This is a genomic window from Proteus sp. fly-1067, from assembly GCF_040139345.1.
GTDB lineage: Bacteria > Pseudomonadota > Gammaproteobacteria > Enterobacterales > Enterobacteriaceae > Proteus > Proteus vulgaris_B.
On sequence record NZ_JBEEUL010000003.1, the window covers coordinates 160,325 to 183,981 of the forward strand.

The 23,657-nt window shown below is 38.6% G+C and carries 18 protein-coding genes; 6 read left to right on the forward strand and 12 right to left on the reverse strand.

The window, feature by feature from the left end; translation table 11 throughout:
• The 10 genes from mraY to leuO form a co-directional block, all read right to left on the reverse strand.
• A complete protein-coding gene (mraY, locus tag ABN217_RS06980; RefSeq protein ID WP_023581493.1) occupies window positions 1–1,083 on the reverse strand; it encodes a phospho-N-acetylmuramoyl-pentapeptide-transferase in 1,083 nt (360 codons plus the stop codon).
• Entirely contained in the window at window positions 1,077–2,459 is a 1,383-nt protein-coding gene (murF, locus tag ABN217_RS06985) for a UDP-N-acetylmuramoyl-tripeptide--D-alanyl-D-alanine ligase (protein ID WP_349459247.1), read from the reverse strand. Before murF ends, mraY begins: the two co-directional genes overlap by 7 nt.
• Window positions 2,456–3,943: a UDP-N-acetylmuramoyl-L-alanyl-D-glutamate--2,6-diaminopimelate ligase gene (gene murE / locus ABN217_RS06990; protein WP_349439307.1), complete on the reverse strand. Its 1,488-nt coding sequence runs from the start codon at window positions 3,941–3,943 to the stop codon at window positions 2,456–2,458. The genes murF and murE overlap by 4 nt, the downstream gene beginning before the upstream one ends.
• A complete protein-coding gene (gene ftsI / locus ABN217_RS06995) occupies window positions 3,930–5,726 on the reverse strand; it encodes a peptidoglycan DD-transpeptidase PBP3 (protein WP_196554003.1) in 1,797 nt (598 codons plus the stop codon). Before ftsI ends, murE begins: the two co-directional genes overlap by 14 nt.
• Window positions 5,727–5,737: 11 nt before the next feature.
• The gene (ftsL, locus tag ABN217_RS07000) at window positions 5,738–6,055 is read right to left on the reverse strand and encodes a cell division protein FtsL (protein WP_082151795.1); all 318 of its coding nucleotides are present in this window, start codon (window positions 6,053–6,055) and stop codon (window positions 5,738–5,740) included.
• Complete coding sequence (gene rsmH / locus ABN217_RS07005) at window positions 6,056–7,003, reverse strand: 16S rRNA (cytosine(1402)-N(4))-methyltransferase RsmH (RefSeq protein ID WP_082151796.1); 948 nt, start codon at window positions 7,001–7,003, stop codon at window positions 6,056–6,058.
• Between the two features lie 3 nt (window positions 7,004–7,006).
• Entirely contained in the window at window positions 7,007–7,465 is a 459-nt protein-coding gene (gene mraZ, locus ABN217_RS07010) for a division/cell wall cluster transcriptional repressor MraZ (RefSeq protein ID WP_072069274.1), read from the reverse strand.
• A 684-nt stretch (window positions 7,466–8,149) separates the two neighbouring features.
• Window positions 8,150–9,157 (reverse strand): catabolite repressor/activator, encoded by a 1,008-nt coding sequence (gene cra / locus ABN217_RS07015; protein ID WP_072069275.1) that lies wholly within the window; start codon window positions 9,155–9,157, stop codon window positions 8,150–8,152.
• A 222-nt stretch (window positions 9,158–9,379) separates the two neighbouring features.
• Complete coding sequence (locus ABN217_RS07020; RefSeq protein WP_197268959.1) at window positions 9,380–11,185, reverse strand: AMP-dependent synthetase/ligase; 1,806 nt, start codon at window positions 11,183–11,185, stop codon at window positions 9,380–9,382.
• A 522-nt stretch (window positions 11,186–11,707) separates the two neighbouring features.
• On the reverse strand, window positions 11,708–12,652 hold the full coding sequence (leuO, locus tag ABN217_RS07025; RefSeq protein ID WP_196553999.1) for a transcriptional regulator LeuO: 945 nt from the start codon (window positions 12,650–12,652) through the stop codon (window positions 11,708–11,710).
• A gap of 869 nt (window positions 12,653–13,521) precedes the next feature.
• Between leuO and leuA the strand changes: the two genes are divergently transcribed.
• The 6 genes from leuA to mutH all read left to right on the forward strand — a co-directional run bounded on the left by leuA (window position 13,522) and on the right by mutH (window position 21,476).
• Window positions 13,522–15,081, forward strand: a complete 1,560-nt coding sequence (gene leuA / locus ABN217_RS07030) for a 2-isopropylmalate synthase (RefSeq protein WP_349459248.1) — start codon at window positions 13,522–13,524, stop codon at window positions 15,079–15,081.
• Between the two features lie 2 nt (window positions 15,082–15,083).
• Window positions 15,084–16,175 carry a 3-isopropylmalate dehydrogenase gene (gene leuB, locus ABN217_RS07035; RefSeq protein ID WP_196553997.1) on the forward strand — a complete coding sequence of 364 codons (1,092 nt, stop codon included), beginning with the start codon at window positions 15,084–15,086 and terminating at the stop codon, window positions 16,173–16,175.
• 1 nt (window position 16,176) lies between these two features.
• Window positions 16,177–17,586, forward strand: coding sequence for a 3-isopropylmalate dehydratase large subunit (gene leuC / locus ABN217_RS07040; protein ID WP_349459249.1), 1,410 nt, complete (start codon window positions 16,177–16,179; stop codon window positions 17,584–17,586).
• Between the two features lie 8 nt (window positions 17,587–17,594).
• Complete coding sequence (gene leuD, locus ABN217_RS07045; RefSeq protein WP_197268956.1) at window positions 17,595–18,200, forward strand: 3-isopropylmalate dehydratase small subunit; 606 nt, start codon at window positions 17,595–17,597, stop codon at window positions 18,198–18,200.
• A 295-nt stretch (window positions 18,201–18,495) separates the two neighbouring features.
• Window positions 18,496–20,175 (forward strand): HTH-type transcriptional regulator SgrR, encoded by a 1,680-nt coding sequence (gene sgrR, locus ABN217_RS07050; protein WP_349459250.1) that lies wholly within the window; start codon window positions 18,496–18,498, stop codon window positions 20,173–20,175.
• 623 nt (window positions 20,176–20,798) lie between these two features.
• The gene (gene mutH / locus ABN217_RS07055) at window positions 20,799–21,476 is read left to right on the forward strand and encodes a DNA mismatch repair endonuclease MutH (RefSeq protein WP_349439311.1); all 678 of its coding nucleotides are present in this window, start codon (window positions 20,799–20,801) and stop codon (window positions 21,474–21,476) included.
• A gap of 60 nt (window positions 21,477–21,536) precedes the next feature.
• On the opposite strand, the gene ABN217_RS07060 is transcribed toward mutH, so the two are convergent.
• Both ABN217_RS07060 and speB read right to left on the reverse strand, forming a co-directional pair.
• Window positions 21,537–22,316 carry an acetoin reductase gene (locus ABN217_RS07060; protein WP_349459251.1) on the reverse strand — a complete coding sequence of 260 codons (780 nt, stop codon included), beginning with the start codon at window positions 22,314–22,316 and terminating at the stop codon, window positions 21,537–21,539.
• A 336-nt stretch (window positions 22,317–22,652) separates the two neighbouring features.
• On the reverse strand, window positions 22,653–23,573 hold the full coding sequence (speB, locus tag ABN217_RS07065) for an agmatinase (RefSeq protein ID WP_072069283.1): 921 nt from the start codon (window positions 23,571–23,573) through the stop codon (window positions 22,653–22,655).
• Window positions 23,574–23,657 lie beyond the last annotated feature (84 nt).

Genomic DNA, 23,657 nt, shown 5'->3' on the forward strand with positions numbered 1-23,657 from the left:
TTAACGTACCTTTAACGTCGCCAGACCAATAAGTACTAACATCAGCGAAATAATCCAGAAGCGGACAATAACACGAGGTTCAGGCCAGCCTTTTAATTCATAATGGTGATGAATTGGGGCCATGCGGAAAATACGTTGACCACGTAATTTAAATGAACCGACTTGCAAAATAACGGAGAGTGTTTCAACAACAAACACACCGCCCATAATCACTAATAAGAATTCTTGACGTAATAACACAGCAATCGTACCTAGCGCGCCACCCAATGCGAGAGAACCAACATCTCCCATAAAGACTTGCGCTGGGTAAGTATTAAACCAAAGGAAACCTAAACCCGCACCGACGATGGCGGTACAGACAATCACTAATTCGCCAGCATGCATTAAATAAGGAATTTTCAAGTAGCTTGCAAAATTAACGTTACCAGTCGCCCATGCAACCAAAGCAAATCCGGCTGCCACAAAAACGGTTGGCATTATAGCTAAGCCGTCTAAACCATCCGTTAAGTTAACGGCGTTACTGGTTCCTACAATGACAAAATACGCCAATAAAATATAAAGCATGCCTAATTGAGGCATAACATCTTTAAAGAATGGAACGACTAGCTGTGTTGCAGGTGTATCTTTACCAATAGCATACATACTAAATGCAACGACTAACGCCAACACGGATTGCCAGAAATATTTCCAACGTGCGATCAAGCCTTTGGTATCTTTACGAACGACTTTGCGATAATCATCAACAAAGCCGATGACGCCATAACCAATTAAAACCAGCAGCACACACCAAACATAGGGGTTGTCTAATCTTGCCCATAGTAGTGTGGAAATGGAGATAGAGAACAGGATCATAATCCCGCCCATTGTTGGTGTACCACGTTTGCTAAAGTGAGACTCTGGCCCTTCACTACGAACCACTTGCCCAATTTGCATTTTTTGTAACCAAGCGATGAGGTGAGGCCCCATCCACAAAGCAATAATTAATGCCGTCAATAAACCAACAATCGCCCTGAATGTCAGATAAGAAAACACATTAAAAAATGTATGGTATTTAACCAAATATTCGGCTAGCCAAACTAACATTCAAAGCACTCCTTTAATGCGTTCACGATATCTTCCATCGCGGAGCTTCGTGAACCTTTTACTAAAACTGAAACAACATCATGCTGCTGTAATAATGGAATTAATTGAGCAAGTAAGTCGGCTTTAAATGTAAAATGCTGACCACCTTGGTTTTCATCACTAATAAAGTGACTGTGATCCCCTACAGTAAATACACTATCAATCCCTGCATTGTGTGCAAAACGCCCCACATCGCGGTGACATTTCTCTGAGTCTTTACCTAACTCAGCCATATCTCCTGCAACAAAAATCTTATATCCCGGCAATTGTGATAAAACTTGTAAGCCCGCGATCATCGAACCATCGTTCGCATTATAAGTATCATCTAGCACCATTTTTCCTGTGGTTAACTCCACAGGGTACAATCTTCCTGGTACCGCTTTTAATGTCGATAATCCAAGACGAACCGCATCAAGCGTTGCACCTGCTGAAAGTGCCAGTGCACTGGCAGCTAAAGCATTGGCAATATTATGACGCCCTGGCAATGGAAGAGTGACTTCAACACAACCTTCTGGTGTATGTAAGGTGAAGTTAGTGGTGAATTGCTTAACAGCGATATCCGTCGGATAAAAATCCGCATTGCTTTGAGCTGATAAAGAGAAAGACCATTGCGTTTGACGCGCATTAAAATGGCGTTTCCATAGAGGTAAGCCATTACTATCAAGATTAATAATGGCTGTACCTTGCTCTTTTAGATGAGTAAAGATTTCGCCTTTTGCTTGGGCAATGCCTTCAAGTGAGCCAAAACCTTCAATATGAGCAGAAAAGAGATTATTTACCAAGGCGCTATCTGGTTTAACCATATCCACGGTATAGGCAATTTCACCAATATGGTTTGCACCTAGCTCAATAACAGCAAAACGATGCTCTGGTGTTAAACGAAACAGTGTTAGTGGCACACCAATATCGTTATTTAAATTACCGTGGGTATATAAAGTTTCACCACAATGACGCAAAATTGAAGCCGTCATTTCTTTGACGGATGTTTTTCCTGAAGAGCCTGTTAATGCCACAATTTTAGCATTGCTCAGTGAACGGATATGAGTAGCAACCGCCCCCATTGCCAAACGAGTGTCTTTCACAATGATTTGCGGACAATCAATATCAATTTCACGACTGACCAATACAGCAACAGCGCCTTTTTCTTTAACATCAGCGATAAAGTTATGCGCATCAAAACGCTCACCCGCTAATGCAATAAAGAGGCAATATTCATCGATATTGCGACTATCTGTGGAAATTGACTTAATCGTTAGCTGATTAGCTTGGCTTTGAGCAATATGACTCAACTTACCATCAGTGACTTGTGCAATGATTTCGAGTGATAAAGGGATCATGCTATCACCCCCAATAACCGTGCAACGGTTAATCTATCCGAATAATCAAGGCGACGTGAACCGACTAACTGGTAATCTTCATGCCCTTTACCCGCGACTAAAATCATATCATTAGCGTCGGCTTGCATAATCACGTTAGTCACTGCTTCTGCTCGACCTTCAATAGCAATTGCACGACCAGGATCCATTAAACCAGAAAGAATATCTTGAATAATGGCTTGTGGCTCTTCACTACGTGGATTGTCATCAGTGATAACAACTTTATCTGCTAATTCTTCAGCAACTGCACCCATTAGTGGGCGCTTACCTTTATCTCTATCACCACCACAACCAAACACACACCACAATTTACCAGAGCAGTGTAAACGAGTGGCTTGGAGTGCTTTTTCTAGCGCATCAGGAGTATGAGCATAATCGACAATAACAGTAGGTCGATTATCAGCACTAAACACTTCCATTCGACCACAAACAGGAGTGAGTGCAGATGATGCCTTAATCACAGCATCTAATGGATATTCCAGCGCTAACAATGTCGCTAAAGCACATAATAGATTACTGACATTAAATGCCCCCATTAATGGACTTTCAATTTCTCCTTCACCCCAGCTTGAGCTAAAGCGAATAGTCGCGCCTTCATCGTGGTAATTAATGTCTGTTGTTTTAACAAAGCGGCCTTGCCAATTTACTGGCAATTTATTATCCATTGTCACTGCAACAGCGTCTGGCAAACGTGATAGCCATTTTTGACCAACAGTATCATCAGCATTAATGATTTTTTCACCACTATGATGTGTGGAGAACAGTAACCATTTTGCCTCTTCGTAATTTGCCATATCACCATGGTAATCAAGATGATCACGACTTAAATTGGTAAACACACTCGCCACAAAAGGTAAAGCGCTAACGCGACCTTGCACTAAGCCATGAGAAGAGACTTCCATCGCTGTAAATGTCGCGCCTTTATTTAATAGTTGTTGTAACTCTAATTGAATATCAACCGCAGAGCCTGTGGTGTTCATGGCTGGAACAACGTGACCTAATAGTCCGTTACCTACCGTTCCCATCACAGCACTGGTTTCGCCTAAACCTTGTGCCCACTGCGCTAACAATTGTGTTGTTGTTGTTTTTCCGTTAGTCCCAGTAACACCAATTAATTTCAGTTTTTCAGCAGGCTTATGATAAAAATATCCTGCTAATTTTGATAACTCAGCATTGAGATTATCAATATAAATAACAGGTATGCCGTGGCTTTCACGAATTTCACCATGCGTTGCGACATCTTGTGCTTCCGCTAATACCGCTGAAACACCTTGAGCAATTGCTTGAGGAATATAGCGTCTACCATCAGTTTCATGACCCTTAATGGCGATAAAAAGATCACCGCTTGCCGCTTTTCGGCTGTCGAGTGTCATGTCTTTGAGCATCAATGACGGTGCTTGTATCCCGAGTGCCCCTAATAGGTCACTTAAGTTAGGATCGGCCACTTGTATCCTCTTCTTTTTTAATTACAAATTCATTTTTATCATCTGGCATCAATGCATCTGGTTCTACGTTCATTGTTCGTAAAACCGCGCCCATGATTGTGCCAAACACCGGTGCAGATACTGCGCCCCCGTAATATTTACCCGCTTTAGGTTCGTTGATTATCACAACCAACGCAAAACGTGGACGACTCGCAGGCGCAACACCCGCCGCATAAGAGATATATTGATTGATATACTTTCCGTCTGGCCCTACTTTTTTCGCCGTACCTGTTTTAATCGCAATGCGATACCCTTTTATAGCCGCACTTACACCACCACCACCAGGCAATGCAACACTTTCCATCATATGCACGACGGTTTTCATTACTGGCTCAGGGAAGACACGCGTTCCTGGTACAGGAGGATCAACTTTTGTAATTGAAAGAGGACGGTAAATACCAAAACTACCAATCGTTGCATAGACACGCGCTAGTTGTAACGGCGTTACCATTAGCCCATATCCGAATGAGAAGGTGGCCCTTTCAAGATCGGACCACCGTTGTTTTTTTATTGGAAATATGCCACTACTTTCACCAACTAGCCCCAAGTTAGTTGGCTTCCCGAATCCAAAACGTGAATAAACATCCACAAGTTCAGATGCAGGCATCGCTAACGCTAGTCTTGAAACACCAACGTTACTCGATTTCTGTAATATTCCTGTTATCGTTAGCTCATGATATAGCGCTACATCTTTTATTTGATGTCCGTTAAGGCGATAAGGAATTGTATTAATAACACTATTTTCTTTAATGATATGATTGTTCAGTGCACTCATCACAACCATTGGTTTTACTGTAGAGCCTGGTTCAAAAATATCGGTGATAGCACGATTACGCATCGCATCTTTAGGCGTTCCCGCTAAATTATTCGGGTTATAAGATGGGCTATTCGCCATTGCTAATACTTCGCCTGTATTGACGTCAACTAAAACAGCAGTTCCAGATTCTGCTTTATTCTTGATAACGGCATTGGTTAATTCTCGATAAACCACGGATTGTAGGCGTTCATCAATACTTAACATCAAGTTATGAGCAGCTTGGCTATCTGTTTGAGCAATATTTTCAATGACACGGTTGAAGCCATCTTTACGAACGACACGTTCACCAGGAGCACCGGTTAGCCATTGGTTAAAACTTTTTTCGACACCTTCAATGCCATCACCATCAATATTCGTTACACCAATAATGTGAGCAGTTACTTCACCCGATGGATAATAACGTTTTGATTCTTGGCGCATGTTAATCCCAGTAATTTTCAATTTACTAATATAATCACTAATTTCAGGATTAACTTGGCGAGCGAGATAGATAAAACGAGCAGAAGGTGCGGTAGAAATTTTCTGTTCGATTTGGCTGACGGAGATTTTTAGTGCGTCAGCAAGCGCTAACCAACGAGAGTCAGTCATATCTGGATTGGCATCTAATACAACTTTAGGATCTGCCCAAATAGCATACACAGGCACACTGACAGCAAGAGGTCTTCCCATTCTATCGCTGATCATTCCTCTTGCAGTTGGGACTTTTTGTACACGTAAAGAACGCATATCCCCTTCACGAATAAGGGGATCTGGATTAATAATTTGTAAATAGGCAACACGGATTAATAGCGCGGCTAAAGCGATACCAATACCTGTGCAAAGCAACGCAAAACGCCAACTCACAAATCCTGTTTTTTCTTCAGGCTTGCGCAGTTTGGCATTTGACTTGGTCTTTGCTTTCGCTTTTGCCGAACGTGAAAATTTCATACGTGCCTTAATTATTTAGTAACCACAATGTTCTCTTTTGTTGGATCAACATGAACCATCCCCAAACTATCACTTGAAAAACGCTCTACTCGGCTATGATCGGCCAGTGCATTTTCTTCAAGAATGAGGTTGCGCCATTCGATATCCAATACATTTTTTTCCAGCACTAAACGCTCTTTTTCTGCTGTCAATAAACGTGTTTTGTGTGCTGTCGTCACGACATACACCGCAGAAATAATCACGGCTATCAGTAAACATACAGGTAACTTGCCATGACGCAGTAAATCCTGCCCTATAACTCCAGGTAGTGTGTGTCGTTCTGTAGACATTTATTCCTCAATACGTTGTGCTACACGTAATACAGAGCTTCGTGCCCGTGGGTTCTCTTCCACCTCTATACCTGTCGGTTTCATCTTGTGAATACTTGATAAGCGAGCACTTCCTAACTCTTTTATCTGAGCTTCTGTGAGTGGAATACCCGCAGGGACAACTGGCCCTTTGCTCTCATCACGAATAAACCGTTTTACTAATCGGTCTTCTAATGAGTGGAAGCTAATCACAGATAAACGCCCTTCTGGCGCTAAAACGGAGACTGCACCTTTTAATGCTTTTTCAATTTCATCTAATTCGCTGTTAATATAGATTCGAATTGCTTGAAAGCTTCGTGTTGCTGGATGCTTATGACGTTCTTTTACTGGGCTTGCTTCACTAATTAAATCAGCTAACTGCTTAGTTCGAGTCAACGGCTCTTCTGTTTTATTACGAGCAACAATGGCACGCGCAATACGTTTAGCGAAACGTTCTTCACCAAATGTTTTCAGTACCCAAGTAATGTCATCTTCTGCAGCTGTCATTAGCCATTGCGCAGCAGATTGCCCTGAAGTGGGATCCATACGCATATCAAGTGGTCCGTCTCGCATAAAAGAAAAACCACGTTCAGGATCATCAAGCTGAGGAGAAGAAACGCCCAAATCCAGCAAAACACCATCAATCTTCCCAGCTAAACCTAACTCATTGACATACTGTTCAATATTTGAAAAAGGTCCATGAACGATAGAAAATCGTGCATCATCTATTTCATTGGCAACTGCAATAGCTTGTGGATCTCTGTCTATCGCTATCAAGCGACCTTGTTCACCTAATTGCGATAAAATTAAACGGGAGTGGCCTCCGCGACCAAATGTTCCGTCGATATAGATACCTGAAGACTTAATGTTCAGGCCATTCACTGCTTCATCCAGTAGTACACTGGTATGGCTAAAATTATTTGTTGTCATTATTTAAAGTGATAAATCCAATAGTCGTGTCGATAACGGTTCCTGTGAGGTTTGCTCGGCAACAATGTCTTTTTCAATCTGGCTATACCAGACCTGTTCATCCCACAATTCAAATTTATTGAATTGACCGACTAACATGACCTCTTTGGTTAGCCCCGCATGCTGTCTTAGCGTGCTAGCTAGCAAAAGACGTCCTGCACTATCCATTTGGCATTCGCTGGCATGTCCTAATAACAGACGTTGTACTCGACGTTCGGCCGGGTTCATGGAAGACAAAGCCGCTAATTTTAACTCAATCTTTTCCCATTCAGGAAGTGTATAAAGCAATAAACACGGCTGATTGAGATCAATGGTACAAACCATTTGACCTTCAGAAATCTCACTCAGCGTTGTTCGATAACGGGAAGGAACTGTTATTCGCCCTTTGCTGTCAAGATTAACGAGTGTTGCTCCACGAAACATCCTCATTACCCTCAGCTTTATAATTTACACCACATTATCCCACAAATCCCCACAAATAGAGTTTACGGATGGTATGAAAACGTTGTCAAGCCAGATGTAGGAAGCTTTATTTATATTTACAGTAATATGATGAGCACACCGAAATGTTTAAATTATCAACAAAAAAGAAATAAGGATTATTAACACTATGATTAATAGCGGTTATTTTTCACTTTATATTTTTAATCACGAAAAGTAATTATTTATAACGATTACAAGGAAGAAAACCAGATAAAGAAATCATAATGAGTAAATGATAATTTTAATGATAAAAAACTAATTTATTGCAGTTCATTTACCTTTAGCCAACATAATCATTTGAGGGTGCTTTTGTATAAATAAAAATAGAAAGGCTTAAAAAAATATTTCAATATCATGCAGATAGTTATTTATTTTCTTCTCACTTTCTCTAAAGTAAAATCTGTTATTTATTAAAGTTAAGCAATATCACTTATATGCATGTCAAAATTTAATCTAAAAACTTATGAAAATGAGGGAAATAGTAAAAAAAGGCTTAAGATTAATCTCAAATTTAATATTCTCTAAGCTATTCGACATTCTTTAATCAAATAAAGCATCCCCGTTTTAATTTAATAAAACAGGGATGAGTATAAATGCAGATAATTATGACAAAGCAATATCAAATTAACGTGCGCGTCCTAAACTGCCTCGGCGACATAAATCACGACGAATACGTGTAATTCCCGCTTGCGGTTTTTGTTCTTCTTCAAGACTGGCAAGAACAAGTTCTAATACACGTTCTGCAATATCACGATGTCGTTGAGCGACAGATAAAACAGGACATTCAAGGAAATCCAATAACTCATGATCACCGAAAGTCGCAATAACCAACTGTGTTGGTAAACGGCCACTTCGTTGTAATGTCACATCCATAACCCCTTGCAATAAAGCAAACGAAGTTGTGAATAATGCATCTGGCATTGGATTATTGTTTAGCCATTCTGAGAAAGCAGCAGCTGCGGCTTCTCGTTCATAGCTATTAGCGTAAAGGTAGGTTACTTCACGAGGATCATCTTTCCAAACACTACGGAAACCTTGTTCACGTAAAAAACTCACAGAGAGTTCAGGAAGGGCTCCTAAGTAAAGTACAGATTGCGAAGGAAAAGCTTTCAGTTCAGTTGCCAACATTTTGGCGTCTTCTAAGTCGTCACCAACAACGCTGATAAAATGCTCACTTTCTAATGCCCTATCCAGCGCGATAATCGGTAATGAGCGATTAGCCCAACGCTGATAAAAAGGGTGTTCTGGTGGCAATGCCGTTGAAACAATAATGGCATCAACTTGACGTTGTAATAAATGCTCAACACAACGAATTTCGTTGTCAGGTTGGTCTTCTGAACACGCAATTAGCAACTGATAACCACGTTGGCGTGCTTGTCGTTCAAGGTAATTTGCGATCCTGGTATAACTGGTGTTTTCCAAATCAGGAATAACCAAACCAATAGAACGCGTACGACCAGCACGTAATCCCGCGGCAACAGCGTTCGGGTGGTAATTATGCTCTCTGACCACCGCCATCACTTTTTCAACAGTCTTGTCACTTACACGGTACTGTTTCGCCTTACCATTAATGACATAACTTGCTGTTGTTCGTGAAACACCAGCCAAGCGGGCGATTTCATCCAGTTTCACATTAGCCTCTTTTAATTATTAAATGTGTTATTTATTACATATTGCTATGAACTTCAGTCATTATGCTGATCTGATTTTGCATTTTAACACAATTTACTGATAAAACCGTATGCGTCAACGTTTCCGTTAATGCCTTTTATCAATTATTTCAATCATCATTATCTATTAATCAGTCATTTCACAAGAAAAAAGCACCTTAAAGGTGCTTTTTCTCGCTTAAATTTAATCTTGATACATCAATTCAATTTCATTTCGATAACGTTCTGAAATAATTTTACGGCGAAGTTTTAATGTCGGTGTTAACTCACCTGATTCCATTGAAAAACCTTCAGCAAGCAATGTAAAGCGCTTAACCTGATGAAAACTCGAAAAGTTTTTTTGCATTTCTCGTAAACGCTCATCAAATAGCTCTTTAATTTTAGTATGACGTAATAATTCGATGCGATCATGATATTTTAGATTTAACACACGGGCATGTTCTTCAAGTGCATCAAAACAAGGCACAATCAACGCAGAAACAAATTTACGTGTATCCGCAATCACCGCAATATGCTCAATAAAACGGTCTTGCCCTAAAGTACCTTCAATCATTTGTGGTGCAATATATTTACCATTCGACGTTTTCATTAAGTCTTTTAAACGTTCAGTGATAAATAGTGCTCCATCACTATCAAGAGCACCAGCATCACCAGTACGTAACCAACCGTCTTCTGTAAAAGCAGCCGCAGTATCTTCTGGTTTATTGAAGTATCCTTTCATGACAATGCTACCACGGACTTGAATTTCATTTTCAGCCCCAATACGAACTTCAACACCAGGTAATGGTGTACCAATAGAGCCTAATTTATATTTATTTTCTTCCCAGCATGAAACGGTGGCACAGGTTTCTGTCATACCATAACCGTATTTAATATTAATGCCTGTTGCTAAAAAGAAACGAATAACAGCATCATCTAAACGCGCACCAGCTGCTGGTAAAAAGCGAACTCGTCCACCTAAGATTTGGCGTAATGGTTTTAAAACCTTCTTATCAGCAAAGCGATAACATAAACGGGAAACGAAACCAAGATTACGCTGATTAAGTTGTGCTTCACGCTGTTTTTCACCTTGTTTGATTGCCCATTTAAAGATGAATCGACGTAATACTGAAGCCTGAGACACTTTGTCTTGAATTGCGCTATAAACTTTTTCATAGAAACGTGGAACAGCACACATAACGGTAGGCTTAATGTCGCTCATTGCTTCTCTAACAGCATGTGTATCCGTTAAATACACATTAACCGCTCCCGTGTGCATAACATAGAAGCTCCACGCACGTTCAAAAACATGAGAAAGAGGTAAGAAACATAATGAAACGTCTTTATCTGATAATGAGAGACGTTCGTCATGCAGATAAAGTTGAGAGGCTAGGCTCGTGTAATCAAGCATTACACCTTTAGGTTCACCCGTTGTTCCTGATGTATAAATCAAGGTAAACAGATCATCTAAATTACACTCATTAATGCGTTGTGCTAACACATCATCATACTGATATTGAGTGTTATTAATTAAACTCTCGATATAGCATGAAGGTGTATTTGTGTTTAATGCGACATCAGAGTTAAACACAATGATATGTTCAAGTTGAGGACATAACGCTAATAATTCAGAAGCAATATCGTATTGCTTTTGGTCGCCAACAAAAAGAATGCGAATATTTGCATCATTTAAAATATAAGCGGCTTGTTCAACACTACTGGTTGCATAAAGAGGGACGGTTACCGCACGTAGTTGCAAAGAAGCAATATCAGCCAAAGACCAATCAATGGTATTTTGAGAAAAAATCCCAATATTTTCTTGAACACTCACACTCATTTCTAATAATGCATTTGAGAGCGCGCGTGTTTTCTTTTCAACCTCTTTCCATGACATTTCGATATTGCACTTAGCATCCCACTGACGATAAGCAATATTATTCCCGCTGTGCAAAAAACGCATCTGCAATCTTCTAATTATATGATAATCGTAAAGATTATTATTAGTTATCATAATTTTCCTGCTATTTATGGAAAAGCGACCGTGTTATCAAATTGAAATGGATAAAATACGCCACTTACAATTTCAGCTTACACATGTTCGCTGACTTGGATAAAAGTCTAAGTGATCCACCAAAATAAAGGAATTCAATTTTACATAAATTTGTAAAATTGTGAGTTATGAAAAGTTTTGTCAAAAGACGCTATCTCACGTCAGTGAGGGAGTTTGATATTATAATCCTATTTTTTTATGGAAGATAAAAAAGAAAAATAGATGAATAACAACAAGTAACTGTTATAACGTAATCAGTGACAATATATAGAAAAGAGTATTGGTGTATAAAATCACCGTTGAACGAGGGAAAATGCGAATAATAGTCATTGTAATAAATAAAGGGCAAAAATAGTGACAGCAATCCAATTTATTTTATCTAACTGCATAAAAACCCATATTGGTCATTAGTCTAACAACTAATGTTATCTGCCACTATTTCTGCATAATTAGAAATAAAAACTAATTATGAGCGAAAACACTCTAATTCTGACAAACTTCACTAAGTAAATTTTTCATCCATAAGTGACCTTTGTCACGCGCGGTTGATTCATGCCAGATTAAATAGCATGGACGCAGTGTATTTTCCCAAGGTAACGAAATGGCTTTGATATCTAATTGCTCGGCATTGCATTCCACTAACCATTTTGGTGCAATAGCAACTAAATAGGTTCTAGAGACAATATTTAATACGCTGTTTAAATCAGTTCCCTGATAAGTGATAAGATCTTCTAAATGAGTATCTTTATAATAAGGAGCACTAAATGAACCAACATCATCTAAAGAAACAATTGAATGTTGTTCATTTAATAACATCTCTTGTGTCACACTTTCTTTAATGCGAGGATGCTTATTAGAAACAACTAAAACAAGCTCATCATTAAACAATGGCTGTGAATGGAATTCTGCTCTATCAAATTGTTTATAATTAATAAAAAATTCGATGTCTTGATATTTTAATTGGTGCTCTATATTACTATTTAAGTAAGACTTAATATTAACATTAATGTTAGGTGTTTTATTTTTAATTTGTTCAACTATTTTTGGCGCTAATTTAATATCTAGCGGGCTACAAATAGATAAATTAAATATACGTTCACTTTGCTCTGGTTCGAACCCAGCCCCTGGAAGTTCATTATGTACTAATTGCAATGCTTGTCTAACAGGACCAAAAAGTTGTTTTGCTCTTAATGTAGGCTGAATACCACGACCATAACGAACAAATAATTCATCATTAAACATTACTTTAAGTCGAGATACTGCATTGCTAACTGCGGGTTGTGACATGCCAAGAACCTGTGCGGCTCGGGTGACATTTTGCATTTGCATAACAGCATCAAATACCGTTAATAAATTAAGATCAACATTACGTAAATGCATATCTGCTGATTCTTTACTGGTAACTGTTGCTGATGTGTAATCCGTCATTTCTTACTCCACTATGTTATTATAATAGTTAATTAACTATTATTAAAAAAGATATTATTAATAATAGATATGTCTTAACCATTACTTTAACTATTTATTAAAATTTATTATTCATCGTCCATGCATATAACTAAACATATTAGTTTCATATCAATAAAAAAGCATTTTCATATAAAGATTAAAATTTGATATTAAAATTACATGTATATAAAATGATTATATCAATATATATTACAACCTGTTTTACCTTCTGCCTTGCAAATAATAAAACAAAGTATGATAAAAATCATAATAAAATGATGTATTTTCATTCCTAAAATAAGAATTCAAGAGTCATCAACTCTAATAATACAATGATTTTTATGCTTACATTCAAAACCTTGCTTACATTTATCAATCCTTACTATCTCATTGATACTCTCTTTCCATATCATTTAGCTGATTAAAAAAAAAGCAAACAATTGTTTGATTTTTCATTTCACTCTTTTTTTAAACAATGTATGGAACATTAACCCAATCAATGATTTGCTGATAGTCATAATCATTAGTAAAAATTTAGATATTAGTCAGAACCACTGTAAAAAATTTATAAATAACACGGCCAAATGATTTTATAAATTCCAATGCTTGACATCTTTATTGGTATTAGGTATCAATAAATAAAGATTATTGAGAACTTACTTAAGGGTGTTTCATGTTAAACGCAATTTTACTATCAAGCCTACTACTACTCGCAACTTTTATGCGCGGTCGGCTTATGGGTAAAAAATGAAACACATCTACCCTTAAAGAGAAAACCCGCGCTAGTCGCGGGTTTTTTTATACCTGGGAGAGCGCAAATAGCAAATAAAAAGAGAAAGGAACAGATTATGAGCAACAACGTGATTATTTTTGATACCACATTGAGAGATGGCGAACAGGCGTTGCAAGCAAGCTTAAGCGTAAAGGAAAAGTTGCAAATTGCTTATGCCTTAGAACGATTAGGTGTGGATATCATTGAAGCGGGCTTTCCTGTTTCTTCTCCTGGTGATTTTGAATCCGTGCAAACTATTGCACGTGAAATCAAAAATAGCCGTATTTGTGCATTAGCACGCTGTGTTGATAACGACATTGATGTTGCCGCAGAATCTTTAAAAGCCGCAGACGCTTTTCGTATTCACGTCTTTTTGGCAACATCGGCATTACATGCTGAACATAAATTAAAAAAATCTTTTGAAGACATTATTGAAATGGGGGTGAGTTCCATAAAACGTGCTCGCCGTTATACCGATGATGTGGAGTTTTCTTGCGAAGATGCAGGCCGTACTCATATCGATAATTTATGTCGAATTGTTGAAAGTGCAATTAATGCTGGTGCAACCACCATTAATATTCCAGATACCGTTGGTTATACAACACCTTATCAGTTCGGTGGCATTATCACCAACTTGTTTGAGCGTGTACCCAATATTGATAAAGCCATTATTTCTGTCCATTGTCATGACGATTTAGGCATGGCGGTCGCTAACTCCATTACCGCGGTACAAGCAGGTGCAAGACAAGTTGAAGGCACAATTAATGGGTTAGGCGAACGCGCAGGCAACTGTGCATTAGAAGAAGTCATCATGGCAATAAAAGTTCGTGAACAAATGATGAATGTTCAAACACATATTAATCACAAAGAAATTTATCGTACCAGCCAGTTAGTCAGCCAATTATGTAATACACCTATTCATGCTAATAAATCGGTTGTTGGCTCCAATGCATTCGCCCATTCATCAGGTATTCACCAAGATGGCGTACTGAAAAACCGTGAAACCTACGAAATTATGACACCCGAATCAATTGGATTAAAAGAAGTACAATTGAATTTAACTTCTCGTTCTGGCCGTGCCGCAGTTAAACACCGTATGGAAGAGATGGGTTATCGCGAAACAGATTATAACTTAGATAATTTATATGCAGCCTTCTTGCGTTTAGCCGATAAAAAAGGCCAAGTCTTTGATTATGACTTAGAGGCATTAGCATTTATTGGTCAGCAACAACAAGAGCCAGATGAGTTTGTGATGAATTATTTTAATACTCAGTCTGGTTCATCTACCGTTGCCACTGCCAGTGTCAGCATTACACATGGTGATAAAGAAATTACTGAAGCAGCAACCGGTAATGGTCCTGTCGATGCAGTATATCAAGCCATCTCTCGCGCAACAGGTTATCCATTGAAGTTAGTCACTTACCAATTAACAGCTAAAGGCGAAGGCAGAGACGCCTTAGGGCAAGTTGATATTGTCGTTGAATATCAAGGTCGTAAATTTCACGGAATGGGTTTAGAAACTGACATTGTCGGTTCATCAGCAAATGCCATGATCCACGTTATTAATAGCATTTGGCGATCAGAGCAAGTCGAAATAGAAAAACGCAAACAACATACAACACAAGAAGCGGTTTAATTATGTCAAAAAATTATCATATTGCAGTATTACCCGGAGATGGTATTGGTCCTGAAGTGATGGCTCAAGCGCACAAAGTGATGGATGCCATAAGTGAGCGTTTCTCACTCAATATCACTACAAAAGAATATGACATCGGTGGTATTGCCATCGATAAGCATGGCACACCATTGCCAGCAAATACCTTAGCGGGTTGCGAGCAAGCCGATGCTATTTTATTTGGCTCTGTCGGTGGCCCTAAATGGGAGCATTTACCGGCTAATGAACAACCTGAACGTGGTGCGTTATTACCTTTACGCAAATATTTTAAATTGTTCTGTAATTTACGCCCTGCTCGCTTATATGAAGGTTTAGAAGCTTATTGCCCATTACGTGCTGACATTGCACAGCGTGGCTTCGATATTTTATGTGTACGTGAATTAACTGGCGGTATCTATTTTGGTCAACCCAAAGGCCGTGAAGGTGAAGGCGCTCAAGAACGCGCTTTTGATACTGAAGTTTATCATCGTTACGAAATCGAGCGTATTGCCCGCTTTGCATTTGAATCAGCGCGTAAACGTCGCCATAAAGTAACGTCTATTGATAAAGCGAACGTTTTACAAAGTTCTATTTTATGGCGTGAAGTTGTAACCGGTATTGCCAAAGAATACCCAGATGTTGAAATTCAGCATATGTATATCGATAACGCGACAATGCAGTTAATTAAAGATCCATCTCAGTTTGATGTATTACTGTGCTCCAATATATTTGGCGATATTTTATCTGATGAATGCGCCATGATCACCGGCTCAATGGGAATGTTGCCATCCGCAAGCGTTAATGAAGAACGCTTTGGTTTATATGAACCAGCCGGTGGCTCAGCCCCTGATATTGCAGGTAAAAATATCGCTAACCCTATTGCACAAATTTTATCTGCTGCCTTATTACTGCGTTACAGCTTTAATGAAGACAAGGCGGCCCAAGCCATTGAAGATGCTATCACTCAAGTATTAGCAGAAGGCTATCGTACCGCAGACTTAGCGGGAGATGGTAACGCAATCACAACCGCCGAAATGGGTGATCGTATCGCTCAGTATATTCGTGGAGGGGCATAACATGGGTAAAACATTATATCAAAAAATCTATGACGCACATGTTGTCAGAGAAGTGAGTGATGAAACACCGATTTTATATATCGATCGCCATTTAGTGCATGAAGTGACATCACCTCAAGCCTTTGATGGATTAAGAACAAAAGGTCGTCCTGTTCGTCAACCCAATAAAACCTTTGCAACGATGGATCACAACGTATCAACACAGACTAAAAATATTAATGCTTGTGGTGATATGGCGAGAATTCAAATGCAAGAGTTAATAAAAAACTGCCAAGAATTTGGCGTTACGCTGTATGACTTAAACCATCCTTATCAAGGAATAGTCCACGTAATGGGCCCAGAACAAGGCTTAACGTTGCCCGGAATGACGATTGTTTGCGGTGATTCACATACTGCAACTCATGGCGCTTTTGGCTCATTAGCTTTTGGGATCGGCACATCTGAGGTTGAACACGTTTTAGCAACTCAGACATTAAAACAATCACGAGCTAAAACATTAAAAATTGAAGTTCAAGGCAAGACTGCCATTGGGATCACCGCAAAAGATATCGTATTAGCCATTATCGGCAAATTAGGTAGTGCAGGAGGTACTGGCTACATCGTTGAATTTGCAGGTGAAGCGATTGAAGCCTTAAGCATGGAAGGTCGAATGACTTTATGCAATATGGCGATTGAAATGGGAGCTAAAGCGGGCTTAGTTGCGCCTGATGACACCACTTTTGCTTATTTGAAAGGTCGTCAATTTGCCCCTAAAAGTCAATCATGGGATGAAGCTGTTGCTTATTGGAAAACCTTAAAGTCTGATGATGATGCAACTTTCGATGCCACTGTCACGATTAATGCTGCCGATATTGCACCACAAGTTACATGGGGTACCAACCCAGGACAAGTTATTGCTATTGATCAAATAGTACCGTTATTAGATAGCTTTAATGATCCTGTTGAACGCGCTTCTGCTGAAAAAGCCTTGGCATATATGGGATTAAGTGAGGGCGTCAACTTAACAGACGTCGCTATTGATAAAGTTTTTATTGGCTCTTGTACAAACTCACGTATTGAAGATTTACGTGCTGCTGCTGAAATCGCAAAAGGCCATAAAGTTGCATCCCATGTTCAAGCCATTGTTGTTCCAGGATCAGGACCAGTTAAAGCACAAGCTGAAGCTGAAGGTTTAGATAAAATCTTTATTGAAGCAGGTTTTGAATGGCGATTACCGGGTTGTTCAATGTGTTTAGCAATGAATAACGACCGATTAAATCCAGGTGAACGTTGTGCATCCACCAGCAACCGTAACTTTGAAGGTCGTCAAGGTCGTGGAGGTCGAACTCACTTAGTCAGTCCGGCAATGGCGGCAGCTGCTGCGATTAATGGCCATTTTGCAGATATTCGTACATTTGCAGCGGCATCTTAAAGGAGAACATGATGAATAAATTTACTCAACATACCGGTATTGCGGTTCCTTTAGATGCAGCAAACATTGATACCGATGCCATTATTCCTAAGCAATTTTTGCAAAAAGTCACTCGTACTGGCTTTGGTAAGCACCTGTTTCATGATTGGCGATTCTTAGATGATGAAGGTACTCAGCCTAATCCAGATTTTATTTTGAATCAGCCTATTTACCAAGGCGCTTCTATTTTATTAGCACGAGAAAACTTTGGATGTGGATCATCTCGTGAACACGCACCTTGGGCATTAACAGATTATGGTTTTCACGCCGTTATCGCCCCTAGTTTTGCTGATATTTTTTACGGTAATTCATTTAATAACCAATTATTGCCAATCAAATTAAGTGACGATGAAGTTTCACAATTATTTGATTGGGTGAAACAACACTCAGGCTCCCCGATTACTGTCGATTTAGTTGCACAAGAAGTCAGAGCCGGTGAATTATGTTTCTCTTTTGAAATCGATTCATTTCGCCGTCATTGCATGATTGAAGGATTAGACAGTATTGGATTAACGCTGCAACACCAAGATGACATTAGCGCTTACGAGGCAAATCAACCAGCCTTTATGCGCTAATAAAGACAATTTCTTACCTTCTTCTACTACTTTCTGTGATGTTTACTTTGTCATTCTTACCGTAAATTCGTTTACGGTTTTTTTTTGCCTCAATGAAACTATTTCCATAAATAGCCAATAAAAAAGCCAGTGATCAATTATCACTGGCCGGCAATCACCGAATGCTCAAATGGGGGAGTCTGTCAGTATTCATAATTTGTGATAACTAACATGAGAGCTAACTTTAAACACAAGCATTATCGGTCTAATATAAGGAAATTAAAATTGATCACTTTATTAAGGGATTTCCTCTTTTATGTCCACACCCCGCTTAGAGTTACAATTTATTCGCCTATGGCAAGCATTTCAGGGAAAAACATCTGAAACCACCTTACAAGAATTAGCACAAACGCTACATTGTACGCGCCGTCATGTCCGCTCTTTATTGAATAAAATGCAAGAAATAGGCTGGATAAATTGGCAAGCAGAAGTAGGTAGAGGCAAAAAATCCACACTAAGTTTTCAATCTAATGCGCAGGAAATTCAACAAAATCGTGCTGAGCGATTAATAGAAGAGAACGATATTGAAAAGCTTGTTGCACTAATGGGAGATAAAGATTCTGTACGTCAAATGGTGCTCTCTCAAATTGAGAAAAGTTTTCATCCTGGTCAACAGTTACTTCGGATTATTTACTATCGCCCTTTTAGAAATTTATTGCCAGGAACGCCTTTAAGACGATCTGAATTACATTTAATGAGCCAAATATTTAATTCTTTGGTGCATTTAAAAGAGGAAAATGGGGAAGTCGAAGCAGAATTAGCTCACCATTGGCAAATGATCACAGAGCAACATTGGCGATTTTATTTACGTCCTTCTATCTATTTCCATCATGGTCGCGAGCTTACTTTTGAAGACATCAGCACTTCTTTAATGCGTATGAAGCGATGCAATCCACTTTATGCACATATAGAACGTATTTCCTCACCTCAACCTTATGTGCTTGATATTTTCTTAAACGAAGCGGATAAACAATTTGCAACGTTATTAGGAAGCCCTCAAGCCGTTATTTTGCCACAAGAATGGGCATCACTCCCAGCTTTTGCACAGCACCCAATAGGCACTGGTGCTTATCAAATCATGGCTAATGATCAACATAAACTGCAAATAAAAGCCTTTAATCGCTATTTTGGGCTACGTGCATTATTAGATGAAATTGATATATGGGTTGTACCAGAACTGAATAAAAAAATGGTCTGTTCAACCATTCATTTAACAGATGATGATACAAACAAAGATTCATTGGAAAGTCGTAAAGAGGAAGGATGTTATTTTTTACTTTATGATAGTCGCTCAGCACAATGCCAGCAAATAGAAATAAGGGAGTGGTTAAGCAGTGTATTAACTCCCGTTAATATGCTGACACATTGTGATCCTTTCTATCAACGTCATTGGTCTCCTGCTTATGGTTTACTACTTCATTGGCATCACAGTAAATTAATACGCCAACATCCCAAACCTGCATCGTTAACCAAACTGACAGTCACACTATATAAAGAGCATCATGAATACAGCACTATCGCTGAACTCATCAAAAATATTTTATCTCTGTATGATATTGAGCTCACTATTCAAGTCATCGATTATGAACAATGGTATTACGGTAAAGCAGAAAGTGATATCTGGTTAGCAACGGTAAATTTCTATAAACCCTTAGCGTTTTCTATTTTCGCTACTCTCTATGAATTACCTCTTTTTCATCACTGTTTAGGGCGATCATTTACACACGATCTCTCTTTATGGCATCAAAAAAAGCTACCACTAGAAGAGTGGTGCCATCAGTTAACACACGATATTTGGCTTTATCCTTTATTTCACCATTTGCTTGAGTTACAAGGACAAAGAACCATACGTGGTGTCAAAATGAATACTTTTGGTTGGTTTGATTTCAAATCAGCATGGTTCACACCCGATATTGAACCACAACAACCAGAATAAGAAATAACGAACTTTTTCATCGTCATGATTGTGACGATTTAAGTTAATTCACAGAAAACTTAAAAGTTATAAACACCCACATAAATGCTTAGGGGATTTATTCACTTTTTCTGTGGATATCTATGTGAAAAAGAGTGAGATAATCAGGGTATAGTTTTTATATCCTAAAAAAAACTGTTGATATAAATTTTAAAATATCACTTATAATTCAAATTAGTAGCTAGTTTTAAATGCCTATTTCGTCGATTGGATAAAACAATTAAAAGACTCACCGCCTCAAATCGTACAAAAAATAACCACAGAGTGTTTTATCCACAGGTTATGCCGATTAGTTAGACAAAATAGGATAATTTTGAGGAATATCTGCAAAAGTCAAGGCTGTAAATCAGAACAGTGATCTCACTTTCTGTGAGTTATCCCATAAAGCTGTGGATAACCTAGTGTAAAAGCCTGTTTATGATTTCAGGATAACCGTGCACAACTTGATATTATAAATTTCAATTGAAGAATTAACTCAAAAAAATGATGATATATCATGCTATTATGATTTAAATGAAATAAAGTGAAATACATTATCAACAACCTTTTTTTCTGTCTATTTTTTAAGCAAGAAGATCATAACTATGTTTACACCACCTGTAGCACCTGAAAATGAGCAGATTTTATTTGAACGAGCAAAAGCCCTAGCAGGTTATACATTTGGTGAACTTGCTGCTTGTGCACAATTACCTATTCCTGCCAACCTAAAAAGAGATAAAGGCTGGGTAGGAATGTTGTTAGAGTATTATTTAGGTGCAAGTGCAGGCAGTAAACCTGAACAAGATTTCAGTGAGTTGGGTATTGAACTTAAAACGATCCCGATTGATAGACTAGGCATGCCTTTAGAAACCACCTTTGTCTGTGTTGCAGCATTAACAGGTAATAGTGGTATTACATGGGAAAACAGCCATGTAAAACGTAAACTTTCTAGAGTTTTATGGGTTCCTGTTGAAGGTGAAAGAGATATTCCATTAGCGCAACGTCGTGTTGCCTCTCCACTACTTTGGAGCCCAAATCATACAGAAGAAGAATTATTACGCCATGATTGGGAAGAGTTAATGGACATGATTGTACTGGGCAAAGTAGAAAGTATTACTGCGCGTCATGGGCAAGTCTTACAAATTCGTCCTAAAGCAGCAAACAGCAAAGCATTAACGGAAGCAATTGGAGAAAATGGGCAGAGTATTATGACATTGCCCAGAGGCTTTTATTTGAAAAAGAATTTTACAGCCCCACTACTGGCTCGTTATTTTCAGCTATAAAATACCCTGTGCTACTACGCTAAATCACACAGGGTATTGGTAAATAATCTCGATTAGTGATTAACGATAAACAATACCGCCATCAGTTAAAATTGCTTGGCCTGTAATATAGTCAGAGTCATCACTTGATAGAAAGGCAACAAGGGCTGCGACATCATTAGGTGTTTGAGCACGCCCCAGAGCAATACCTTCAACATATTTCTTATAAGTCTCACCTTTTGGTGCCCCTGTTATCTCAGCAAAGCGCTCATCAATCTCAACCCACATATCAGTACCTACAATACCTGGGCAATAAGCATTTACCGTAATACCAGCACTAGCATACTCTTTTGCAGCTGCTTGTGTCAGTGCACGTACAGCAAATTTAGTTGCTGAATAAACGCCTAACATTGCAAAACCATCATGCCCAGCAATGGATGAAGCGTTAATAATTTTACCTTTATGATCCAGAGCCTTAAATTTTTCTGCGGCTGCTTGGATACCCCACATAGTCCCATTTACGTTAATTTTGAAGATTTTATCCATATCTTCAGGTGTAACATCAGCCAGAGGTTTTACTTGTGCAATACCCGCGTTATTGATCATGACATCAAAGCCACCTAATGTCTTTTCAGCGTGCTCAACAGCAGCAAAAACTTCATCACGATGACTAATATCTGCAGCAAAAATGGTTGTTTTACGCCCTAATGCTTCAATTTCTTTTGCAACATCTGCTAACTTATCTGCTTTCAAGTCAACCAGAGCAATATCAGCACCATCTTTCGCTAAACGCAATGCAATGCCACGGCCAATTCCCTGAGCAGCACCTGTAACTAAAATTACTTTACCATTCAAAGCCATTGTCTTTCTCCTGAATATTTACAGATGAAAAAGCTCTTCTAAAAAAGAACTTTGTTAATAGATTAACAGTAGCAATTAAACAGGCGGATGACAAAATAACAATTATTCGCTAATAAACTCAATAATAGCAACTAAACACTCTATAAATGATTATCATTTAGAATAAGCGTTTAACAAATGATAAAATAAGCGCTAAAAAAAGCAGAAAAGACATTTGAGGATGTGAATTTATTTATTAGCAAAAAATGCTTAACTTATTCATAGATAGAAGAAAAATAAAAAAGCGACACCTAAAAAGATATCGCCTTGTCTTTATTTTCTGGGGGTTAATAGAAATTATTTTTTTGTTGCTTGCAGATATAACATATCAAGTGCAATTGTAGCCCCAGCAAGCGCTGTAATATCAGATTGATCGTAAGCAGGAGAAACTTCAACTAAATCCATACCAACAATATTTAACGGTTGCAATGCACGTAAGATCTTCAGTGCTTTATCTGTTGTTAATCCACCGACAACCGGTGTTCCTGTTCCTGGTGCAAAGGCAGGATCAAGACAATCAATATCAAAAGTCAGGTAAACAGGTAAGTCGCCAACAATACCTTTGATCTGATCAACAAGATCAGCTACACCACGATCATTAACTTGTGCTGCATCTAACACGGTAAAGCCGTTATCACTGTCATGCTCGGTACGAATACCAATTTGAACAGAGTGATTAGGATCGATTAATCCTTCATTTGGTGCATGGAAAAACATGGTACCGTGATCAAATTTACTTCCATTACCATAAGTATCTGTATGCGCATCAAAATGGACTAATGCCATTTTGCCAAAATGTTTAGCATGAGCTCGTAATAAAGGTAATGTGACAAAGTGGTCACCACCAAAGGTTAAACACTTTTTGCCTGCGGCTAATAACTTCTCTGTATGAGCTTGTAGTTTATCGCTCATATCCTGTGCATCACCGAAGTTAAAAACTAAGTCACCACAATCGACAACATTTAAGCGCTCACGCATATCGAAATCCCACGGCCAGCGGTTACCTTCCCACGCTAAATTCGTTGAAATTTGACGAATAGCACCCGGTCCGTGACGGGTTCCCGCACGACCTGATGTTGCCATATCAAAAGGCACACCCGTAATAACCCAATCCGCATCACTGCTATAAGGCTGAAAATTCAGTGGAAAACGTAAAAAACCAAATGCATTAGAGATCAATGAATTATCAGTCTCATTACCTAACGTACTATTTTTCATGCTATTACCTCTGTCACTTATTTTAAATAAGTAACATACAAATCAATATGATAGATAAAGAGTGATGTTTAATAACATCACTCC